The 21421-nt window shown below is 44.1% G+C and carries 20 protein-coding genes; 14 read left to right on the top strand and 6 right to left on the bottom strand.

Features of this window, described 5'->3' with window-relative positions; all coding sequences use genetic code 11:
- The first annotated feature begins 85 nt into the window (after window positions 1-85).
- The 12 genes from yngL to nrnB all read left to right on the top strand — a co-directional run bounded on the left by yngL (window position 86) and on the right by nrnB (window position 11860).
- A complete protein-coding gene (yngL, locus tag BSU_18290) occupies window positions 86-478 on the top strand; it encodes a putative integral inner membrane protein (RefSeq protein NP_389711.1) in 393 nt (130 codons plus the stop codon).
- Window positions 479-613: 135 nt separating this feature from the next.
- Complete coding sequence (gene yngK, locus BSU_18280; protein NP_389710.1) at window positions 614-2146, top strand: putative exported glycoside hydrolase; 1533 nt, start codon at window positions 614-616, stop codon at window positions 2144-2146.
- Between the two features lie 107 nt (window positions 2147-2253).
- Window positions 2254-2427, top strand: a complete 174-nt coding sequence (locus tag BSU_18275) for a hypothetical protein (RefSeq protein ID YP_009513961.1) — start codon at window positions 2254-2256, stop codon at window positions 2425-2427.
- Window positions 2417-2722 carry a hypothetical protein gene (ynzE, locus tag BSU_18270; RefSeq protein NP_389709.1) on the top strand — a complete coding sequence of 102 codons (306 nt, stop codon included), beginning with the start codon at window positions 2417-2419 and terminating at the stop codon, window positions 2720-2722. Before BSU_18275 ends, ynzE begins: the two co-directional genes overlap by 11 nt.
- A gap of 90 nt (window positions 2723-2812) precedes the next feature.
- Window positions 2813-3955: an isovaleryl-CoA dehydrogenase (leucine degradation) gene (gene ldeJ / locus BSU_18260; protein ID NP_389708.1), complete on the top strand. Its 1143-nt coding sequence runs from the start codon at window positions 2813-2815 to the stop codon at window positions 3953-3955.
- 43 nt (window positions 3956-3998) lie between these two features.
- Window positions 3999-5648 carry an acetoacetyl-CoA synthetase gene (gene ldeI, locus BSU_18250; RefSeq protein NP_389707.1) on the top strand — a complete coding sequence of 550 codons (1650 nt, stop codon included), beginning with the start codon at window positions 3999-4001 and terminating at the stop codon, window positions 5646-5648.
- Between the two features lie 9 nt (window positions 5649-5657).
- Complete coding sequence (gene ldeHA / locus BSU_18240) at window positions 5658-6992, top strand: biotin carboxylase for subunit LdeHB of methylcrotonyl-CoA carboxylase (RefSeq protein ID NP_389706.1); 1335 nt, start codon at window positions 5658-5660, stop codon at window positions 6990-6992.
- Between the two features lie 14 nt (window positions 6993-7006).
- On the top strand, window positions 7007-7228 hold the full coding sequence (lgeHB, locus tag BSU_18239; RefSeq protein YP_003097733.1) for a methylcrotonyl-CoA carboxylase; biotinylated subunit (leucine degradation): 222 nt from the start codon (window positions 7007-7009) through the stop codon (window positions 7226-7228).
- Between the two features lie 14 nt (window positions 7229-7242).
- The gene (ldeG, locus tag BSU_18230; protein ID NP_389705.1) at window positions 7243-8142 is read left to right on the top strand and encodes a hydroxymethylglutaryl-CoA lyase (leucine degradation); all 900 of its coding nucleotides are present in this window, start codon (window positions 7243-7245) and stop codon (window positions 8140-8142) included.
- A 20-nt stretch (window positions 8143-8162) separates the two neighbouring features.
- On the top strand, window positions 8163-8945 hold the full coding sequence (gene ldeF / locus BSU_18220) for a methylglutaconyl-CoA hydratase (leucine degradation) (protein ID NP_389704.1): 783 nt from the start codon (window positions 8163-8165) through the stop codon (window positions 8943-8945).
- Between the two features lie 10 nt (window positions 8946-8955).
- A complete protein-coding gene (gene ldeE, locus BSU_18210) occupies window positions 8956-10491 on the top strand; it encodes a methylcrotonoyl-CoA carboxylase subunit (leucine degradation) (protein ID NP_389703.2) in 1536 nt (511 codons plus the stop codon).
- Between the two features lie 169 nt (window positions 10492-10660).
- A complete protein-coding gene (nrnB, locus tag BSU_18200) occupies window positions 10661-11860 on the top strand; it encodes an oligoribonuclease (nanoRNase) (RefSeq protein ID NP_389702.1) in 1200 nt (399 codons plus the stop codon).
- 48 nt (window positions 11861-11908) lie between these two features.
- On the opposite strand, the gene yngC is transcribed toward nrnB, so the two are convergent.
- The 3 genes from yngC to yngA all read right to left on the bottom strand — a co-directional run bounded on the left by yngC (window position 11909) and on the right by yngA (window position 13924).
- Complete coding sequence (yngC, locus tag BSU_18190; RefSeq protein ID NP_389701.1) at window positions 11909-12505, bottom strand: putative integral inner membrane protein, phosphatase or phosphate isomerase; 597 nt, start codon at window positions 12503-12505, stop codon at window positions 11909-11911.
- Window positions 12506-12577: 72 nt separating this feature from the next.
- On the bottom strand, window positions 12578-13471 hold the full coding sequence (gene yngB / locus BSU_18180; protein ID NP_389700.1) for a putative UTP-glucose-1-phosphate uridylyltransferase: 894 nt from the start codon (window positions 13469-13471) through the stop codon (window positions 12578-12580).
- Between the two features lie 6 nt (window positions 13472-13477).
- Entirely contained in the window at window positions 13478-13924 is a 447-nt protein-coding gene (gene yngA / locus BSU_18170; RefSeq protein ID NP_389699.1) for a putative conserved membrane protein possibly involved in arabinogalactan metabolism, read from the bottom strand.
- A gap of 594 nt (window positions 13925-14518) precedes the next feature.
- Between yngA and xynD the strand changes: the two genes are divergently transcribed.
- Window positions 14519-16060, top strand: coding sequence for an arabinoxylan arabinofuranohydrolase (xynD, locus tag BSU_18160; RefSeq protein NP_389698.1), 1542 nt, complete (start codon window positions 14519-14521; stop codon window positions 16058-16060).
- A gap of 130 nt (window positions 16061-16190) precedes the next feature.
- Window positions 16191-17459, top strand: coding sequence for a secreted endo-xylanase (gene xynC, locus BSU_18150; protein ID NP_389697.1), 1269 nt, complete (start codon window positions 16191-16193; stop codon window positions 17457-17459).
- A 258-nt stretch (window positions 17460-17717) separates the two neighbouring features.
- Here the strand turns inward: xynC and ynfE are convergent, their stop codons facing one another.
- The 3 genes from ynfE to alsT form a co-directional block, all read right to left on the bottom strand.
- On the bottom strand, window positions 17718-17981 hold the full coding sequence (gene ynfE / locus BSU_18140) for a hypothetical protein (protein NP_389696.1): 264 nt from the start codon (window positions 17979-17981) through the stop codon (window positions 17718-17720).
- Between the two features lie 67 nt (window positions 17982-18048).
- On the bottom strand, window positions 18049-19548 hold the full coding sequence (gene eglS, locus BSU_18130; RefSeq protein NP_389695.2) for an endo-1,4-beta-glucanase: 1500 nt from the start codon (window positions 19546-19548) through the stop codon (window positions 18049-18051).
- A 302-nt stretch (window positions 19549-19850) separates the two neighbouring features.
- On the bottom strand, window positions 19851-21248 hold the full coding sequence (gene alsT / locus BSU_18120; protein ID NP_389694.1) for a H+/Na+:nitrogen-donor aminoacid symporter: 1398 nt from the start codon (window positions 21246-21248) through the stop codon (window positions 19851-19853).
- Between the last annotated feature and the right edge of the window lie 173 nt (window positions 21249-21421).

Raw genomic sequence — 21421 nt, 5'->3', positions numbered from 1 at the left:
CTCTGTCCGTCTTTCTTTTTGTATCAAGAATGGATAAGGGACACTTGGGAATGATAACATCATCCTTTTTCTTGGAGGCTTCTCAATGGACCGTCTTTCTTTTCTAACTTTTATCATGCTGATTCTAGCCAGTTACAGGCTGACACATTTGATTGTATTTGACAAAATCACAGAATTTATCCGAAAACCTTTTATGAAAAAGAAAAGGATTGTTGATCAAAACGGGCATGTAGATGAAAAAAGCGTGCCGGCTTCTAACTTTGGATACATGCTCAATTGCTACTGGTGTGCCGGTGTTTGGTGTGCCATCTTGATCGGACTTGGCTATCTTTTTTTGCCTCGTATTGCAATACCGCTGATCTTTATTTTAGCCATTGCCGGAGCACAAGCGATCCTTGAAACGGCTGTCGGTGTCGGCGTAAAACTTATTGATGTGTTAAAAAGTCTGCAAACCATGATGAATGATAAAAAGTCCTAAAAGCGGTTCACAACATGCTTTAGGACTTTTTTCGTTTATTTAGTGAGATAGACATTCTGTTAATCACCCTTTTATAGCCCGGGAATACCGTAATAGCGAATAGTGAAAGTGATGTAATGGGGGAGAAGAAACAGAATGAAGGTTTGCCAAAAGTCGATTGTCCGTTTCCTTGTCAGCTTGATCATCGGAACGTTTGTCATTTCCGTTCCGTTTATGGCCAATGCGCAGTCTGACAGGGAGCTGAGAGCCGTATGGATTGCTTCCGTATTAAATATTGATTGGCCGTCCAAAAAAGGGTTATCTGTGAAAGAGCAAAAACAGGAGTATATCAAACTGCTGGACGATGTGCAAAAAATGGGAATGAATGCCGTTATCGTTCAGATTAAACCGACGGCTGATGCCTTTTATCCGTCAGCTTACGGGCCTTGGTCGGAATACTTAACCGGTGTCCAAGGGAAGGACCCCGGCTATGATCCTCTTGCATTTATGATTGAAGAAACCCATAAACGAAATTTGGAATTTCACGCGTGGTTTAATCCTTACCGTATTACAATGAATCATACAGATCTTAATAAATTGTCTGAGGATCACCCGGCAAGAAAACATCCAGATTGGGTTGCCGCCTATGGAAACCAGCTGTATTATCATCCAGGCATTCCAGAAGCGAGAGATTTTATCGTCAAAGGCATTGAAGAAGTCGTAAAACATTATGATATCGATGCTGTTCATATGGATGATTATTTTTACCCTTATAAAATAGCGGGACAGGAATTTCCTGATCAAGCACAGTACGAACAATACGGAAAAGACGCTTTTTCTAATATCGATGACTGGCGGCGGGACAATGTGAACCAGCTTGTCAAACAAATCAACCAAACAATTAAAGCTGCAAAACCGTATGTCAAATTCGGCATCAGTCCCTTTGGAGTATGGAGAAACGCCGCAGATGACCCGACCGGATCGAATACAAAAGCAGGCGTCAGAAATTATGACGATCTATATGCAGACACAAGGCATTGGATCCAAGAAGGCGACATCGATTATATTGCTCCGCAAATTTATTGGAGTATCGGCTTTAACGCAGCGGCTTACGACGTGCTGGCTGATTGGTGGAGCAATGAAGTCAAAAATAGGCCTGTTCACTTATATATTGGCCAGGCAGCATATAAAATCAATAACAATTTTGATCCGCCTTGGTCCGATCCTGAGGAATATGTGCGGCAAATCACTTTGAACCGCCAGCTTGAACTGGTGAAAGGAAGCATGCATTTCAGCCTCAAGGACCTCAACAAAAATCCGCTTGGCATCAAAGACAGTCTCAGCACCGATCTTTACAGCAAGCCGGCACTGGTTCCGCAAATGCCTTGGCTTGACAATACCGCCCCAAAAAAACCGAAGCTTACGAAAGTCACCGAAGACAAAAACGGCAATCTTCTGCAGATTAAAGATCACCCATCAAATCAAAAAACGAAAGAAACAGCCTATTATGCGATATACAGAGCCGAAGGGAAAAAGCAGAGAACATTGCTGGCAACGCAAAGAAAAACACATGAGCAGCAAACCTTCTTAGATAACACGGCAGATCCCAACAAGAAATATACGTATTATGTCACTTCAGCAGACCGGCTTCATAACGAAAGCAAAGCTTCCAAACGAACAACAAAATAAGAAATGAGAAGGACGGCTTTCTAAGTCGTCTTTTTTTAAAAAGTGATTTTGGGACAGGAAACGATGGTAAACCGCTGAATTTTTTAAAAAACAAAGGTGAGATTCACATGAATATGGAGGCGGTGTTTGGACATTTACCATTATTGGAATCTGAGAAACTAGTACTAAATAAAAATAAAATCGAAGAGAAACACGTACAGGACGTGTTTTACGTTTTCATTTCTAGTCTGGTTAGGTGCCACATTATTTTTTGTGCTGTTCGGAGATGCTGTGTTGACTGATCCGGCTGAAGAAGCCTTTTTGCCGAACTTTCTTCTCTTGGGAGCGGGCACTGCTCTTGTTTTATGCCTTGTGTTCTTTCTCTATCAAAAACTCGATCAATCACAGTTCGCGGTGATCAAGCTAGGTATATGGGGATCAGCGGTCGGTTTATTGATGGATACGATTTCCCTTTGGAATCTTCCCCTCATCTTCCCGGCTTTATCAAAGGGCCAAGTTATTGCGTTTACGATATGGATGGTATGCGCCTACTGCATGTATTTGCTCATCCCGCTGATATTATCACATAAAAAATGATTCAGTTTTAATTTTCAGACTTTTCTTGTCAGGGAATGATTATAGAACTCGCCTAATAGGATGTTACAAAGATGTGAAGGAGGAAACGATGTGAATTTTGAGCTGACAAAAGAACAACAAATGGTGCGTGAAATGGTAAAAGATTTTGCGAAAAAAGAAATTGCTCCTCACGCTGAACATGTAGATCAAACAGGCGAGTTCCCGATGCAAACATTTAAAAAAATGGGTGAACTCGGTCTGATGGGTATTCCATTTCCAGAAGAATACGGCGGATCTGGCGGTGATACGATTTCATATGCCTTAGCGGTTGAAGAAGTCGGCAAAGCCTGCGGCAGTACTGGATTAAGCTATGCTGCAGCGGTCTCGCTAGGCGCAAGCCCTCTTTACTACTTCGGAACAGAAGAGCAAAAACAGACGCATTTGACGCCGCTGGCTTCAGGCACAGCACTCGGATCATTCGGCCTGACGGAGCCAAATGCCGGCTCAGATGCAGGAGGCACTCAAACAAAAGCGATTTCAAATGGTGACGAGTATGTAATCAACGGCGAAAAGTGCTGGATCACTAATGCAAGCTACGCACGCACAGTTATTGTAACCGCCGTAACAGGCAAAAACAAAGACGGAAAAAACATCATCTCCGCATTAATCGTGCCAACTGACACACCAGGACTTACGATTACGAGCCCGTACGATAAAATGGGCGTCCGCGGTTCGAATACAGCGGAAATCTTGCTTGAAGATGTAAGAGTGCCTGCGGCCAACTTACTTGGCGATCCAACAAAAGGGTTTAAACAGTTTCTATATACGCTGGATGGTGGTCGAATCTCCATCGCTGCTCTTGCAGTCGGCATTGCCCAAGCGGCCCTTGACGCATCATTGGCATATGCGAAAGAGCGAAAGCAGTTTGGACAGCCGATTTCTTCCTTTCAAGCGATTCAATTTAAGCTTGCTGACATGGCGATGGAAATTGATCTGGCACGGCAAATGGTGTTAAAAGCCGCCTGGCTGAAAGATCATAACCGCCCGTTCACCAAAGAAGCGGCGTACGCCAAGCTATTCGCATCTGAAATGGCGACAAGAGCTTGCAATCAAGCCATTCAAATCCATGGAGGTTCAGGCTATATGAAAGAGTATGGGGTGGAACGGATGCTGCGGGACGCAAAATTAATGGAAATCGGTGAAGGCACATCTGAAATTCAGCGTCTCGTGATCGCCAGACAGCTTTTAAAATAAAAATGTAAACGCTTTCCTATCATTAAGAAAGGAGGAACAATGAATGGCTGAACTCATCCATTCCACAATCGGCAGGCTGCTGGAACAAACAGCTGATGCGTATCCCGATCGAGATGCTGTTGTGTATCCAGACCGAAATATCCGCTATACGTACGCTCAATTTGACAGTCTGTGCCGTCAAACCGCTAAAGGTCTCATGCGGATGGGGATTGGAAAAGGAGACCACGTCGCCATATGGGCTTCTAATATCTCTGAATGGCTTGCCGTCCAGTTCGCAACTGCGAAGATCGGAGCCGTGCTCGTGACCGTCAATACCAATTATCAAGCACATGAGCTTGATTACTTGTTAAAGCAATCGGATGCCGCGGCGCTTATTATCATGGATTCATACAGGGGCACTTCTTATCCAGACATCGTGAACAGTTTAATTCCAGAACTGCAAGAAGCAAAGCCCGGCCAACTGAAATCTGAACGCTATCCCTTTTTAAAAACGCTGATCTATATTGGCAATAAACGATTGTCTGGCATGTATCATTGGGACGATACAGAGATATTGGCGAAAACAGTGACAGATGCTGAGCTTGAAGAGAGAATGAACAGCCTGGATAAAGACAATGTGATTAATATGCAATACACATCAGGAACGACAGGGTTTCCAAAAGGCGTGATGCTGACCCATTTCAATGTCATCAATAACGCTGCTAATATCGCTGAATGTATGGCTTTAACCTCTCAAGACCGCATGTGCATCCCTGTTCCGTTTTTTCACTGCTTTGGATGCGTCCTTGGGGTTTTGGCATGTGTATCCGTCGGGGCAGCCATGATACCCGTGCAAGAATTTGATCCCGTTACCGTCCTTAAAACGGTAGAAAAAGAGAAATGCACAGTGCTCCATGGTGTGCCTACCATGTTTATCGCCGAGCTGCATCATCCGGATTTTGATGCATATGATCTATCGACGCTCCGAACAGGAATCATGGCCGGCTCTCCCTGTCCAAGTGAAGTGATGAAAGCTGTGATTGAAAGGATGGGCATGAAAGACATTACGATCGCCTATGGACAAACCGAAGCCTCGCCAGTCATTACACAAACGAGAGCAAATGATTCCTTCATAAGAAGAGTCGAAACAACCGGCCGTGCCCTGCCACATACTGAGGTGAAAATTGTAGAACCCGGGACATGTCAAGAAGTTCAAAGAGGCATGCAGGGAGAACTGTGCACCCGTGGCTATCACGTCATGAAAGGCTATTATAAAGACAAAGATGCGACCAGAAAAGCAATCAATCATGACGGATGGCTGTTTACCGGAGATCTTGCTGTCATGGATGAAGACGGGTACTGCCGCATCACCGGAAGATTAAAAGATATGCTCATCAGAGGCGGCGAGAACATTTATCCGCGGGAAATTGAAGAATTTTTATACCAGCATCCCGCTGTTTTAGATGTACAGGTGGTTGGTGTGCCTGACGCCAAATTCGGGGAGGAAGCTGCAGCCTGGATTAAACTGAAAGACGGTAAAAGCGTTTCACCTGATGAGCTTAAAGCCTATTGCAAAGGGAAAATCGCCCGCCACAAAATTCCGCGTTATGTTATTTTTACGGATGACTATCCGATGACGGCCTCAGGCAAAATTCAAAAATATAAACTGCGAGAAAAAACGATTGAAATGTTCAACTTATCATCAAGTCAATGAGGTGAAATCATGTTTACAAAAGTACTGATCGCCAACCGCGGTGAAATTGCAATGAGAATTATCCGAACATGCAGCCGTCTCGGCATTAAAACGGTCGCTGTTTATTCAGAAGCAGACAAGGACGCGCCCCATACAAAAGCCGCTACAGAGGCATATTTGATCGGGGAATCGAGAGTCAGTGAAAGTTATTTAAATATAGAGAGAATCATAAAGACGGCGAAAAAAGCAAAAGCCGACGCGATCCACCCGGGATATGGATTGTTATCAGAAAACAGCCGGTTCGCTGAACGCTGCAAGCAAGAAAACATCGTGTTTATCGGACCTTCCCCTGATATCATCGCAAAGATGGGCAGCAAAATTGAAGCGCGAAAAGCAATGGAGGCTGCAGGTGTCCCTGTGGTGCCGGGCGTTTCTGAATCCCTCGGAGATATAGAGGCAGCCTGCCGCACCGCAAGTCAAATCGGCTATCCTGTCATGCTGAAAGCTTCAGCGGGCGGAGGCGGCATCGGAATGCAGCGTGTTGAAAATGAAGAAGCATTAAAAAAAGCGTACGAGGGAAACAAAAAGCGCGCAGCAGATTTTTTCGGTGACGGGTCTATGTATATAGAAAAAGTTATTGAACATGCGCGCCACATCGAGGTTCAGCTTTTGGCCGATCAACACGGCCATACAGTACATCTGTTTGAACGTGATTGCTCTGTTCAGAGGCGCCACCAAAAAGTCATTGAAGAAGCACCGTCTCCATTTGTAGACGATGAACTAAGAATGAAGATCGGTCAAACAGCGGTAAAAGCAGCGAAGGCAATCGGCTATACGAACGCAGGCACCATCGAATTTATAGTTGACCAGAAACAAAATTTTTATTTCCTCGAAATGAATACGAGACTGCAAGTTGAACACCCCGTGACTGAAGAAATAACAGGCCTGGACTTAGTTGAGCAGCAGCTGCGGATTGCTGCGGGCCATACACTCACATTCTCCCAAAAAGACATCCAACGGAACGGGCATGCGATAGAGGTTCGAATATACGCGGAAGATCCCAAGACCTTCTTCCCGTCACCAGGTACGATCACTGCGTTTTCACTTCCTGACCAAAAAGGAGTCAGACACGAATGTGCGGTAGCAAAAGACAGCACCGTTACCCCTTTTTATGACCCGATGATCGCTAAGATGATTGTCAAAGGCCAAACCAGAACAGAAGCAATTGAAAAACTAGAGACAGCGCTTCGCGACTATCGTGTAGAGGGAATCAAAACAAACCTTCCGCTCCTCATACAGGCTGCGGCAACAAAGGCATTTAAAGAAGGGGATGTCACGACTGACTTTTTGAAACAGCACCTATAAAGGAGGCAGTTGTCATGACGGTTAGCATACAAATGGCAGGAAACCTGTGGAAAGTCCACGTCAAAGCCGGCGACCAAATCGAAAAGGGCCAGGAGGTAGCCATTTTGGAATCGATGAAAATGGAAATCCCGATCGTTGCAGATAGAAGCGGAATCGTAAAAGAAGTCAAAAAAAAGGAAGGCGACTTTGTAAATGAAGGAGACGTACTGCTCGAACTGAGCAATTCCACTCAATAATTTGGAGGAAGACCATGCCATATCCTAAAAAAGTGACAATCAAAGAAGTCGGCCCGCGTGATGGCTTACAAAACGAGCCCGTTTGGATCGCAACAGAGGATAAAATAACCTGGATCAACCAGCTTTCCCGGACAGGGCTGTCGTATATTGAAATCACATCCTTCGTTCACCCGAAATGGATTCCGGCGCTTCGAGATGCTATCGATGTAGCAAAAGGCATCGACCGAGAAAAAGGGGTAACGTACGCGGCACTTGTCCCGAATCAAAGAGGACTGGAGAATGCACTTGAAGGAGGCATTAACGAGGCTTGCGTTTTTATGTCCGCCAGCGAGACGCACAACAGAAAAAACATCAATAAATCCACTTCTGAATCCCTCCATATACTCAAACAAGTAAACAACGACGCACAAAAAGCAAACCTCACAACAAGAGCCTACCTCTCGACTGTTTTCGGCTGTCCGTACGAAAAAGATGTCCCCATTGAACAAGTCATTCGCCTTTCAGAAGCTCTATTTGAATTTGGGATTTCTGAACTGTCGCTTGGAGATACGATTGGAGCAGCTAATCCCGCCCAAGTGGAAACTGTACTTGAAGCTCTTTTGGCACGATTCCCGGCTAATCAAATTGCCCTGCATTTTCATGATACGAGAGGAACCGCTCTGGCCAACATGGTCACAGCACTCCAAATGGGCATCACGGTGTTCGACGGCTCGGCAGGCGGGCTTGGGGGATGCCCATATGCGCCAGGTTCATCAGGAAACGCCGCAACTGAGGATATCGTGTACATGCTTGAACAGATGGATATCAAAACAAATGTAAAGCTAGAAAAACTGCTATCTGCGGCCAAATGGATTGAAGAAAAAATGGGCAAACCGCTGCCGAGCAGAAATTTACAGGTGTTTAAATCATCTTGATAAAAGGGAGGACGCATACAATGGGAGATTCTATTCTTTTTACTGTTAAAAATGAACATATGGCGTTGATCACCTTAAACAGGCCTCAGGCAGCAAATGCTCTTTCAGCGGAAATGCTTAGAAACCTGCAAATGATTATCCAGGAAATTGAATTTAACTCAAACATCCGTTGCGTCATCCTCACAGGCACCGGTGAAAAAGCGTTTTGTGCAGGGGCAGACCTGAAGGAACGGATAAAACTGAAAGAAGATCAGGTTCTGGAAAGTGTATCTCTCATTCAAAGAACGGCGGCTTTACTTGATGCCTTGCCGCAGCCGGTCATAGCTGCGATAAATGGAAGCGCATTAGGCGGCGGACTAGAATTGGCATTGGCATGCGACCTTCGAATCGCAACTGAAGCAGCTGTGCTGGGACTTCCGGAAACAGGGTTAGCTATTATCCCGGGCGCTGGAGGGACCCAAAGGCTGCCCCGGCTGATTGGCAGAGGAAAAGCAAAAGAATTCATTTATACAGGCAGACGCGTGACCGCACACGAAGCAAAAGAAATCGGCCTTGTAGAGCATGTCACGGCTCCTTGTGACCTTATGCCAAAAGCAGAGGAACTGGCCGCAGCCATTTCTGCCAACGGACCGATCGCTGTCCGTCAGGCTAAATTTGCAATCAATAAAGGATTGGAGACAGATCTTGCTACAGGCCTTGCGATTGAACAAAAAGCGTATGAACAAACCATCCCGACAAAAGACAGGAGAGAAGGGCTTCAGGCCTTTCAAGAAAAAAGACGGGCCGTATACAAGGGAATATAAAAGGGAGGCAATGCTGATGGATTATGAAAAGGAACGAACAGAACGGGCTGAACGGATTCGAAAAGGCGGAGCGGAAAAGTATCATCAAAGCAATCGGGAAAAAGGCAAGCTCTTTGTCAGAGAGCGGCTTTCCCTTCTCTTTGACGATGACATTGAGCTAGAAGACGCTTTTTTTGCGGAATGTATGTCAGACGGGCTTCCCGCTGACGGAGTTGTAACCGCTATCGGCAAAATCGGCGGCCAAACCGTTTGCGTCATGGCGAATGATTCAACAGTGAAAGCGGGGTCATGGGGAGCAAAAACAGTTGAAAAAATCATCAGAATTCAAGAAATCGCCGAAAAATTAAACTGTCCGCTCATTTATTTAGTCGATTCGGCAGGCGCCCGAATTACCGACCAAATCAATGTCTTTCCAGGGAGACGCGGTGCAGGAAGAATTTTTTACAATCAAGTCAAATTATCGGGACGCATTCCGCAAATCTGTCTGCTTTTCGGACCATCTGCGGCAGGAGGCGCTTATATTCCGGCCTTCTGTGATATCGTCGTTATGGTAGACGGTAACGCCTCCATGTATTTAGGTTCGCCAAGGATGGCGGAAATGGTTATTGGAGAAAAAGTGTCTCTCGAAGAAATGGGTGGCGCCCGTATGCATTGCTCAATCTCCGGCTGCGGAGATATTCTTGCAGAAACTGAAGAAGAAGCCATACAGCTGGTGCGGGCTTATTTGTCTTACTTTCCGGCAAATTTTCAAGAAAAAGCGCCCATTCATGAGAAACGCCCGCCAAAACACTTCGAAACTCCGCTTGCCGACGTCATTCCGCAAAATCAAAACGCACCTTTTGATATGCATGAGCTCATTGAGCGGGTCATAGATGAAGACTCATTTTTTGAGATCAAAGCCTTATTTGCACCGGAATTATTGACGGGCCTCGCACGAATCCACGGACAGCCTGTCGGCATTGTTGCAAACCAGCCGAAGGTAAAAGGAGGCGTCTTATTCCACGATTCAGCAGACAAAGCGGCTAAGTTTATTACCTTATGTGACGCTTTTCATATCCCATTGCTGTTCTTAGCCGATATCCCCGGTTTTATGATTGGCACAAAAGTAGAACAGGCTGGGATTATCAGACACGGAGCGAAAATGATTTCTGCGATGTCGGAGGCAACTGTTCCAAAACTCTCTGTCATTGTCCGAAAAGCTTACGGGGCGGGGTTGTATGCAATGGCAGGGCCGGCATTTGAACCGGATTGCTGTCTAGCGCTCCCAACCGCCCAAATCGCCGTCATGGGCCCTGAGGCCGCTGTAAACGCTGTCTACGCTAAAAAAATCGCCGAGCTGCCAGAAGAAGAGAGAGCCGCATTTATCAGCAGCAAACGGGAGGAATACAAAGAGGACATCAATATCTACCGTCTGGCTTCAGAAATGATCATTGATGCTGTTATCCCAGCCAATTCGCTGCGTGATGAGCTGGCCAAACGGCTCAAGGCATACATGACAAAGGAAATGACATTTACCAATCGAAAGCATCCGGTTTATCCGGTGTAAAAGCAAGAACTTAGGAGCGCAAAAAAAGCGCTCCTTTATATATTTACAATAACAACATTATGTCAACTAATTACCATTGCATAAAACGCTTGGTTTTTTAGAATAGTAAATAAAGGCTGCCGCACCTCTAGCGGCAATTGTCAGTTTATCATAAAAAGGGGCCTACATTATGTATCATTTATATTCACATAACGACTTGGACGGAGTAGGATGCGGAATCGTAGCAAAATTGGCGTTCGGAAAAGACGTAGAGATCCGGTATAACTCTGTCAACGGCTTAAACGCACAGGTGCAGTACTTTTTAGAAAAAGCGAAGGAGAGCAACAGACAGGACGCGTTATTCATCACCGATCTCGCCGTCAATGAAGAAAACGAAGAGAGATTGAATGAGTATGTTCATGCAGGGGGCAAAGTGAAGCTCATTGACCATCATAAAACAGCCCTTCATTTGAATGAGCATGAATGGGGATTTGTCCAGGTGGAATACGATGATGGAAGGCTCACATCCGCGACATCGCTTTTATATGGCTATCTCATTGAAAATGGCTTCATGAAACCGACAAACGCCTTAGATCAATTCACAGAGCTCGTCCGCCAATACGATACATGGGAGTGGGAGCGGTACGATCAAAAACAGGCGAAGCGGCTTAATGATCTTTTCTTTTTGCTGTCAATCGATGAATTTGAAGCAAAAATGATCCAGCGCCTTTCCACGCATGACGAATTTTTCTTCGATGATTTTGAAGAAAAACTGCTTGATTTAGAAGACGAAAAAATCGAGCGCTACCTCCGCAGAAAGAAAAGGGAAATGGTACAAACCTTTGTTCACGAACACTGTGTAGGCATCGTTCACGCTGAATCGTACCATTCAGAGCTGGGGAACAGGCTAGGGAAAGATAACCCGCACCTCGATTACATTGCGATTTTGAGCATGGGGTCAAAACGAGTCAGTCTCCGCACCATTCATGATTACATCGATGTGTCAGAAATCGCCGGCCGATATGGCGGCGGAGGGCATGCAAAAGCGTCCGGCTGTTCAATAACCGATGAAGTATACGAGTTGTTTGTAGCTGAAGCTTTCCGTATTGATCCTGTACGGCCGGATGCCTTCCGTAACATCTATAATCTAAAGGGATCTGCGAATGGATCATTATATGAAAATCGCGCACAAATGAGATTTTTTCTTTTCCCTTTAGACAACGAATGGAATATTCAAATTAACGGAGAAACCCAAGACGAAACATTCGCAGCGTTTGAAGAGGCAGAATGGTTTATTAAGAGAAATTATGCCGCATCGCTCGTGCGGGATGAAGTGTTTGTCGCATTTTTAGCGGAGAATCTGAAGCTGGCAAATCAACATCGCAAGTAAAAAAATATGCATAGGGGAGCGTCAGTCACCCCTATGCATATCCGCTAGCTATCGTTTAAATATGGCTGTACGTTTCTTAATCACAAAATAAAGGGCTATCACGACAACAGCCAATATCATAATCGGTGTTGTATAAGTGCCTGCTATATTCTCAACATCATCCCACTGGCTTCCTAGCTGTATGCCTAAATAAACAAACAGGATAGACCATGGAATGATAGCAAGCACAGTCAGTACCACAAATTTGAGAAAAGGCATTCTGGCAATACCTGCCGGAATGGATATGGCATGTCTGACAACCGGTATAAAACGAGCCGAGAAGACAACTCCGGCGCCGTATTTCTGAAACCAGTTTTCCGACATATCGATATGATGCTTTTTAATCAATAAATACTTCCCGTATTTGTCCAGAAATGGCCTGCCGCCATAGCGACCGATCCAGTAAATAAAGATCTGGGCAATGGTGCCCCCGATAACACCCGCAATAATTGCGCCAATAAATCCAATCGTGCCCTCCGATACCATATAGCCGCCATAAGCTAATACAATCTCACTCGGAATGATTTCAATCATTAACCCAATCGCAATACCCGCATATCCCATGTTCGTCAGCCATGTTAAAATTTCGCTTATCAAACTGCCCACATTCTTCACAACCTGTCCTAATCTTTTTCACTATTATATGACTGATTGACGAGCAAGATGGTTACAATTTTTTTACCGCAGCATTTCTTTCGTTTCCCGTTTGATCACATCTTCTAAATAGGCCAAAAGCTGAGATCTCATTTCGGGACGCATTAAGCCGATTTCGGTGCTCGCTTTAAAACAGCCCAGCTTATCGCCAATGTCATATCGATTTCCTTCCAGCAGCCGGGCATGGATCGGCTCCTTACGGCAAACCTCACGAAGCGCATCTGTCAGCTGAATTTCGTTGCCCGCGCCTCTGCCAATTGTCTTCAAAACGGAGAAGATCGAAGAATTCAGCACATAACGTCCCATTACTGCGATTTCCGAAGGTGCTTCTTCAGGAGAAGGCTTTTCCACTAAATCGTTCACTTCATATACATGCCCTTGAGACCCTGATGTATTTATAATACCATATTTGCTGACATCCTCAGGGAGAACTGACTGTACACCGACAACCTCTGTGCCATAAACGTCATATACATCCATTAATTGCCGAAGAGCCGGTGTTTCAGACACCATAATATCATCACCTAAGAGAACAGCAAAAGGCTCATCTCCGATAAAATGCTCCGCACACAGCACCGCATGGCCTAATCCGAGCGGTTCTTTCTGGCGGATGTAATGAATGTTGGCCAAATCGGCAATCTGCTGCATTTCCTTAAGTGTCTCCGTCTTGCCTTTTTCCCGGAGATTGAATTCCAATTCCGCCGACCGATCAAAATGATCTTCAATCGAGCGTTTGTTTCTCCCTGTAATAATCAGTATATCTTCAATTCCTGACTCTGCGGCCTCTTCTACAATATATTGGATTGCTGGTTTGTCGACGATTGGAAGCATTTCTTTAGGCTGCGCCTTTGTCGCCGGCAGAAATCTCGTTCCTAAACCCGCTGCGGGTATAACCGCTTTTCTCACTTTTTTTCTCATTCATCTTCACTCCTGATCCTGTATGTTTTTCAGCGAATCTCCAAATACCCAGATTCGGTTTCCGATAAAATTCATCATCATTCCGCCGATAGTGGCGGCGAGCTTACTCACCAAAAGCGAGCAGCCGCAATTTTGAAACAAATAAAGCAGCAAAAAGGTGATCCCTGACGCGGCAATATTAATCATGAGAAAACGCACGATCTCTTTCCCGTCAGCCTTACGTTTCACACAAAACGTCCAATTCCGGTTCCACACATAGCTGTTGACGATACCTGCAGTATAGGAGCAGATCTGCGCCGGCAGATAAGAGACATGACAAGCGGTAAGAAGAAAGAAGACACCAAAATCTATCAGCGTATTGCCGACGCCTACGGTGCAAAAACGGCCTAATGTCTTTATTTTTTCTTTCAGCGTAACGAACCTCCCTTCATAAAAGATGCGAGTGGCAGTCATATTTGTTGATATGGATTACTATAGCGGACAGTGTTGAATAAACAATTAATAAAATATGAACAAAACATGAAAAAGCGGGTATACCGCTCAATAGTCTTATACTCTTGAAAAAAACAGCCGCATTGAACGGCTGTTTTTTGTGTCTGAAAACATACAAATATAAACGGAGTGTTAGCCCCATCTTATCAATGAATAAATGTATCCAGTTCCTTTGTAGAATCGAACACTAACTCCTCCAAAAGTTTCTATACACAATTTTTTTAATGATGTAGGATGTTAGATAAAGGGATATCTTGGATAATGATGTAATCTCCGTTCAATGTGATTAGTGGGAGGCCATGAACAATCCTGTCTTTTTATTTTCTGGACAATGGTCGCTAGGAATGGGGAAGTTTTTTTGAACAATTTTGAAGGAGTGGTGCGATCTCCTCGAAGAAAAGAGAGAATGGAGACACATGAAGATGAGCTTTCAGAACAACTGGGAACATTGCTAAACAGCTTCCGGCTACTTTATGCGTGCAATCTTCGTGACCTGTTGTTATCAAATTCCAAAAGAAAATCCCCCATTTTAAGGAAAAAGGAGGATGTGAAGTGATGAGGAAAAAGTGTAGCGTATGTTTATGGATTCTAGTTTTATTATTGAGCTGCTTATCTGGGAAGTCTGCGTATGCTGCCACTAGTACTACAATTGCAAAACATATAGGGAATTCAAATCCGCTTATCGACCATCATTTGGGAGCGGATCCGGTTGCGCTGACCTATAACGGAAGAGTCTACATCTATATGTCAAGTGATGACTATGAATATAATAGCAACGGAACAATTAAAGATAATTCATTTGCCAATTTGAATAGAGTATTCGTCATATCTTCAGCGGATATGGTGAACTGGACAGACCACGGAGCCATTCCGGTAGCAGGTGCCAATGGAGCTAATGGAGGCCGTGGAATTGCAAAATGGGCAGGTGCGTCATGGGCACCGTCAATCGCAGTTAAAAAAATTAATGGCAAGGATAAATTCTTCCTTTATTTCGCAAACAGCGGCGGAGGTATCGGGGTTCTCACCGCAGACAGCCCGATTGGTCCATGGACCGACCCAATCGGAAAACCGCTCGTAACGCCAAGTACGCCAGGAATGTCTGGTGTTGTATGGCTTTTTGATCCGGCAGTATTTGTAGATGACGACGGAACCGGTTACCTGTATGCCGGCGGAGGCGTTCCTGGCGTTTCAAATCCAACGCAGGGACAATGGGCCAATCCTAAAACGGCTAGAGTCATAAAATTGGGGCCTGATATGACGAGTGTTGTTGGAAGTGCATCTACAATTGATGCGCCTTTCATGTTTGAAGATTCGGGATTGCACAAGTATAACGGAACATATTATTACTCCTATTGCATCAATTTCGGCGGCACGCACCCGGCCGATAAACCCCCGGGTGAGATCGGCTACATGACCAGTTCAAGTCCCATGGGTCCCTTTACATATAGAGGGCACTTCCTGAAAAATCCGGGTGCATTTTTCGGAGGTGGCGGAAACAACCATCATGCTGTTTTCAATTTTAAAAACGAGTGGTATGTGGTGTACCATGCGCAAACTGTCAGTTCCGCTCTGTTCGGGGCCGGCAAAGGATACCGCTCTCCCCATATTAATAAGCTGGTGCATAATGCAGATGGATCTATTCAAGAGGTAGCGGCAAATTATGCAGGTGTAACACAAATTTCCAATTTAAACCCATATAACCGGGTAGAAGCTGAAACGTTTGCTTGGAATGGACGCATTTTGACAGAGAAGTCCACAGCACCCGGCGGGCCAGTAAATAATCAGCATGTAACAAGCATTCAAAATGGAGACTGGATTGCTGTAGGAAATGCAGACTTCGGAGCGGGCGGTGCCAGGTCATTTAAAGCAAATGTAGCATCCACTTTAGGCGGGAAAATAGAAGTGCGCCTCGACAGTGCAGACGGTAAGCTTGTTGGAACTCTGAATGTGCCTTCAACAGGCGGAGCGCAAACGTGGAGGGAAATAGAAACTGCGGTAAGCGGGGCAACCGGTGTGCACAAAGTATTCTTTGTATTTACCGGAACAGGTACAGGAAACTTGTTTAATTTTGATTACTGGCAGTTTACGCAAAGATAGTACTCGTAATGGGACCGCTTAAAAACGAGGCGGGTGAAGTACGGGCCAGCACCGGAACAGCCCGCCATTATGGATATGCCATGCAGATTTTTTAATACCGTAAAAGACACATGACGAAGGAGAGGAATAAATGATTCCACGCATAAAAAAAACAATTTGTGTACTATTAGTATGTTTCACTATGCTGTCAGTCATGTTAGGGCCAGGCGCTACTGAAGTTTTGGCAGCAAGTGATGTAACAGTTAATGTATCTGCAGAGAAACAAGTGATTCGCGGTTTTGGAGGGATGAATCATCCGGCTTGGGCTGGGGATCTTACAGCAGCTCAAAGAGAAACTGCTTTTGGCAATGGACAGAACCAGTTAGGATTTTCAATCTTAAGAATTCATGTAGATGAAAATCGAAATAATTGGTATAAAGAGGTGGAGACTGCAAAGAGTGCGGTCAAACACGGAGCAATCGTTTTTGCTTCTCCTTGGAATCCTCCAAGTGATATGGTTGAGACCTTTAATCGGAATGGTGACACATCGGCTAAACGGCTGAAATACAACAAGTACGCAGCATACGCGCAGCATCTTAACGATTTTGTTACCTTCATGAAGAATAATGGTGTGAATCTTTACGCGATTTCGGTCCAAAACGAGCCTGATTACGCTCACGAGTGGACGTGGTGGACGCCGCAAGAAATACTTCGCTTTATGAGAGAAAACGCCGGCTCGATCAATGCCCGCGTCATTGCGCCTGAGTCATTTCAATACTTGAAGAATTTGTCGGACCCGATCTTGAACGATCCGCAGGCTCTTGCCAATATGGATATTCTCGGAACTCACCTGTACGGCACCCAGGTCAGCCAATTCCCTTATCCTCTTTTCAAACAAAAAGGAGCGGGGAAGGACCTTTGGATGACGGAAGTATACTATCCAAACAGTGATACCAACTCGGCGGATCGATGGCCTGAGGCATTGGATGTTTCACAGCATATTCACAATGCGATGGTAGAGGGGGACTTTCAAGCTTATGTATGGTGGTACATCCGAAGATCATATGGACCTATGAAAGAAGATGGTACGATCAGCAAACGCGGCTACAATATGGCTCATTTCTCAAAGTTTGTGCGTCCCGGCTATGTAAGGATTGATGCAACGAAAAACCCTAATGCGAACGTTTACGTGTCAGCCTATAAAGGTGACAACAAGGTCGTTATTGTTGCCATCAATAAAAGCAACACAGGAGTCAACCAAAACTTTGTTTTGCAGAATGGATCTGCTTCAAACGTATCTAGATGGATCACGAGCAGCAGCAGCAATCTACAACCTGGAACGAATCTCACTGTATCAGGCAATCATTTTTGGGCTCATCTTCCAGCTCAAAGCGTGACAACATTTGTTGTAAATCGTTAAGAGCACAAAGACACACATAAATAATAGAGTGTCTGAATTGGCGATTTTCCGATTGGGAAATCGCTTTTTTATTTTGTTGCTGAATTACAGGAAGAAGAAAGGATGTACATAAAAACAGCAAAGCTTTATTCTTCATCTTTTCTAGTTTACATAATATATATTCTAGGAAGTAAACAAAATAAATAAATTTCTGTCTCAATATCAAAGTATACTTAAGTTAGTGAGACAGAAATTGAAATTTTACTGCTGAATGACAAATCAAAAAAATGGTGTTGTCAATCCATAATAAACGGCTTCTAAATCTTCCAGCGTCATATCGCCATATGCGCATTTGATAACAGAATCAGCAAACACATCATAGTCATAATCTGTAGAAAATCCTTGCTGCAGCTGTTTTTCGTAAACTTCGATCTGATCTTTTTGATGCTGGATGTCTTTTTCCTTACCTGGATAGTCGGGACCATTTATCATATTACTCATTTTTTTATACAGCACCATATACTGTTTCAGTATTTCATCCACAACGCAAACCTCCTATTAGATGATAAAAACGGACATCGTTACTGATGTCCGCCAAAAAAAAGCTTAACTAATTTGGTTCTGTTCCCCAAATCAGTTTTCCTTGATCATATAATGTGATTTTTTTCGTTGTTTTAAACGTATTTGATTTGAAAAAGGAATAATCGCCGCTTTGTGCATAATTGCTCCAGTCATCATTGTGAAGACGGAGCTGAATATTCCCTGTGCTTGCTCCCGGTGCCAACGTTCCGTTTTTAAATCCAAGTTCCAGATAGGTATCTGCACCTTGCTTTGGTTTATGCAACGTCACAAACTTGTGTGTCACATTGCCGCATCCAATCTGCGCGTAGTCACAGTCAAAGTTTTGGCCTTTGTTTTTCGCTTTATACCAGTAACGGGCAGTGACATCTTTTAAATCAACCGTGGTATTGCCGTTATTTTTTATTTGAAGCTGCGGACGGATTTGGTTGCTGTTCATACTCCCATCCCCTGCTCTGTACTGTACAGAAATACCATTTTCCTGTGTGGGTTTATCTTTTGATGGCGTTTCAGGAATGTCCTTCGTCGAATCTTTGGTGCCGAGAATGTTTTCTCTAACGAATGTTCCTGAAGCAGATAAATCTGACAACCGCCAGCCGCCTGTTTTAGATGCCCCCGGCTTTAAAGCTGAGGATGATTCCTGCTTATCAGAAAGATTCCAGTTCACCCAGCTAATGGTCTTGCTGTCGAGATATTTCAGCCATTCCCTCGATTGATCAAGGAATACACCGCCATTGCCAGACGCGTCGCTTGTTCCCCACTCTGTCACAAAAATAGGTGCTCCTTTGCTGAGTGCATAGTTTGCTTTATCCCGTAAAAATTGGCCGTGTGTGCCGGCATAAAAATGAAGTGCGTACATAACGTTTGCATCTTTTAGCTGGTCATCGGCAGCATCATTCACATCCTGGCTCCATGTACCGGTTCCGACAATGATGATGTTGTCTGGATCATTTTTGCGGATAACTGAAATCACTTCTTCCGCATATGGTTTAATATCACGCTTCCAGTTCACATCACCGTTTGGTTCGTTTGCAATTTCATAAATGACGTTTGGCGTGTTTCCGTAAAGGCTTGACATTTCCTTGAAGAATTCTTTTGCCTTCTCTTTATTTTGGTTTGGATTACCGTCATTTAAGATATGCCAGTCAATGATGACATATATCCCAAGCTCTTTTGCCGCTTCAACCGCTTCTTTTACTTTATTTTTCACGGACGGGTTGTCAATATAACCGCCATCTGCCGTATACATCGCTGCACGGAAAACGGTGATACCCCAATCATCTCTCAGCCATTTTAAGCTGTCTTTATTGACATATTCTCCATACCATTGCAATCCGTGTGAACTGATCCCCTTCAGCTGTACCGCTTTACCGTCTCGGTTAACGAGCTGTGTACCTTTTATGCTAAGCTGGCCATTCTTGGCTACTGGCGTTTTTGTCCCTGCTGCTGATGCCGGCGAAGCTATCATGCCGCCCATTGTCAATAACGTAATCAATAAACACGTAATAAAAATAGAGATTGACCGTTTCATATCTGATCTTTTCCTCCTTCGCATCATTTTGGCTCTACACTTCTTATGAGCACGAACTCATTGTAAAAATCTTTCTCATGATTGTCTATCAACCTAATTTCTTGTTTTGGGGAGGTTTAAAAGCCTGTCAATTTGCTCTACCTCCAATGAATAAGACACACATGACACATATAGAACAAAGAAAACTGGACTGAATTGGGACTTTACACGTCATTTTTCATTCGAGTCGAAAAATTAAATTTATTTCCAATAATGAAAAAGCTGCATTCAACTATTGAATGCAGCTTTGTTTTATATTTATATTATGCTTCTTGTTTCTCATCTTCCCATGTTTCAGCGTTTTTCAGCCCTGGGATGTTTTTCGCTTTAAACACAGGATCAAGTCCTTGCTTACGCTGTTTCGCGTAATCTTTATACACTTTGTAAGCAACGTTTGACAGCAGCGCAATCACAATTAAGTTGATCAGCGCCATGATACCCATAAAGAGGTCCGCCATATCCCAAACGATTTGGAAGCCTGATAAAGATCCATACACAACCATAGCAATAACAGCGATACGGTAAATGTTCAGCCATGTTTTGCTTGTTTTAATAAATTCAATGTTTGTCTCGCCATAATAATAGTTGCCGACAACTGAACTGAATGCAAACAAGAACATTGCGACTGCGATGAAAGTCGGCGCCCAGCCTCCAATGTGATGGTTAAGAGCAGCCTGTGTGACTTGGATGCCGTCGCCTTTTGGCGTTACACTGTACAGCAAAATAATAAATGCTGTGGACGTACATATGATAAATGTATCGAAAAATACGCCTAATGTTTGAATAAAGCCTTGCTTTGCCGGATGGGATACATGAGCCGTCGCAGCCGCGTTTGGTGCGCTCCCCATTCCTGCTTCGTTTGAAAAAAGTCCGCGTTGCGCACCGATAACGATGATGCCGCCTATTCCGCCGCCGACGACTTGTTCAAAACCTAAAGCATTTTTAACAATTGTAGCGATAACGCCAGGGAAAGCCGTAATATTCGTGATGACAACAAATAAAGCGATAAGAATATAAATGCCTGCCATAACCGGCACAATTAGCTGTGAAACAGCGACAACACGTTTTAAACCGCCGAAAATGATAAACGCAGTTAAAACCGCCAGAACTATGGCTACAACTATTTTATTTACATGGAATGCGCCATCCAATGCTCCAGCAATTGTATTTGTTTGAACAGCGTTAAAAATCAAGCCGAATGAGACGGTAATTAAGATTGCAAAAACGATGCCAAGCCATCTGGCACCAAGACCCTTTTGAATATAGTAGGCCGGCCCTCCGCGGAAATCCTCCCCGTCTCTTACCTTATAAAGCTGTGCTAATGTACTTTCGACAAAGCTTGAAGCCATGCCTACTGCAGCCACTACCCACATCCAAAATACAGCGCCTGGTCCGCCTGTCGCAATTGCTAAGGCTACACCAGTCAAATTCCCTGTGCCGACTCGGGATGCGGCCGAAATAAAGAATGCCTGCATAGATGAAACACCTTTATTTCCTTCCGGCTTCTCCCCTACTATTCTGAACATTTCAATAAAATAACGGAATTGGATAAAACCAAAACGTATGGTAAAAAATAATCCAAGCCCTATTAAAATATAAAATAGGTATTTCCAGATGAAATCACTTGGAATATTAATCAAACTATTGAAAAAAGACTCCATATTTACCTCCCGTTTTCATCAATTCAATACGAATTCGATTTTGATGTTAGATTTTTTAACATAACGAGTTTTATTATATCACAATATGACGAATTAGGAAGTTTTTTCGAGAAGAATATTGTCATAGCCAGATGTTACTCTGTCGACCCCTTCTCTATTATTTTCCTACGAAT

This window comes from Bacillus subtilis subsp. subtilis str. 168, assembly GCF_000009045.1.
GTDB classification, from domain to species: domain Bacteria; phylum Bacillota; class Bacilli; order Bacillales; family Bacillaceae; genus Bacillus; species Bacillus subtilis.
The sequence above is the reverse complement of the archived record's forward strand: the minus strand, read 5'-3'. Positions and strand labels throughout refer to the sequence as shown.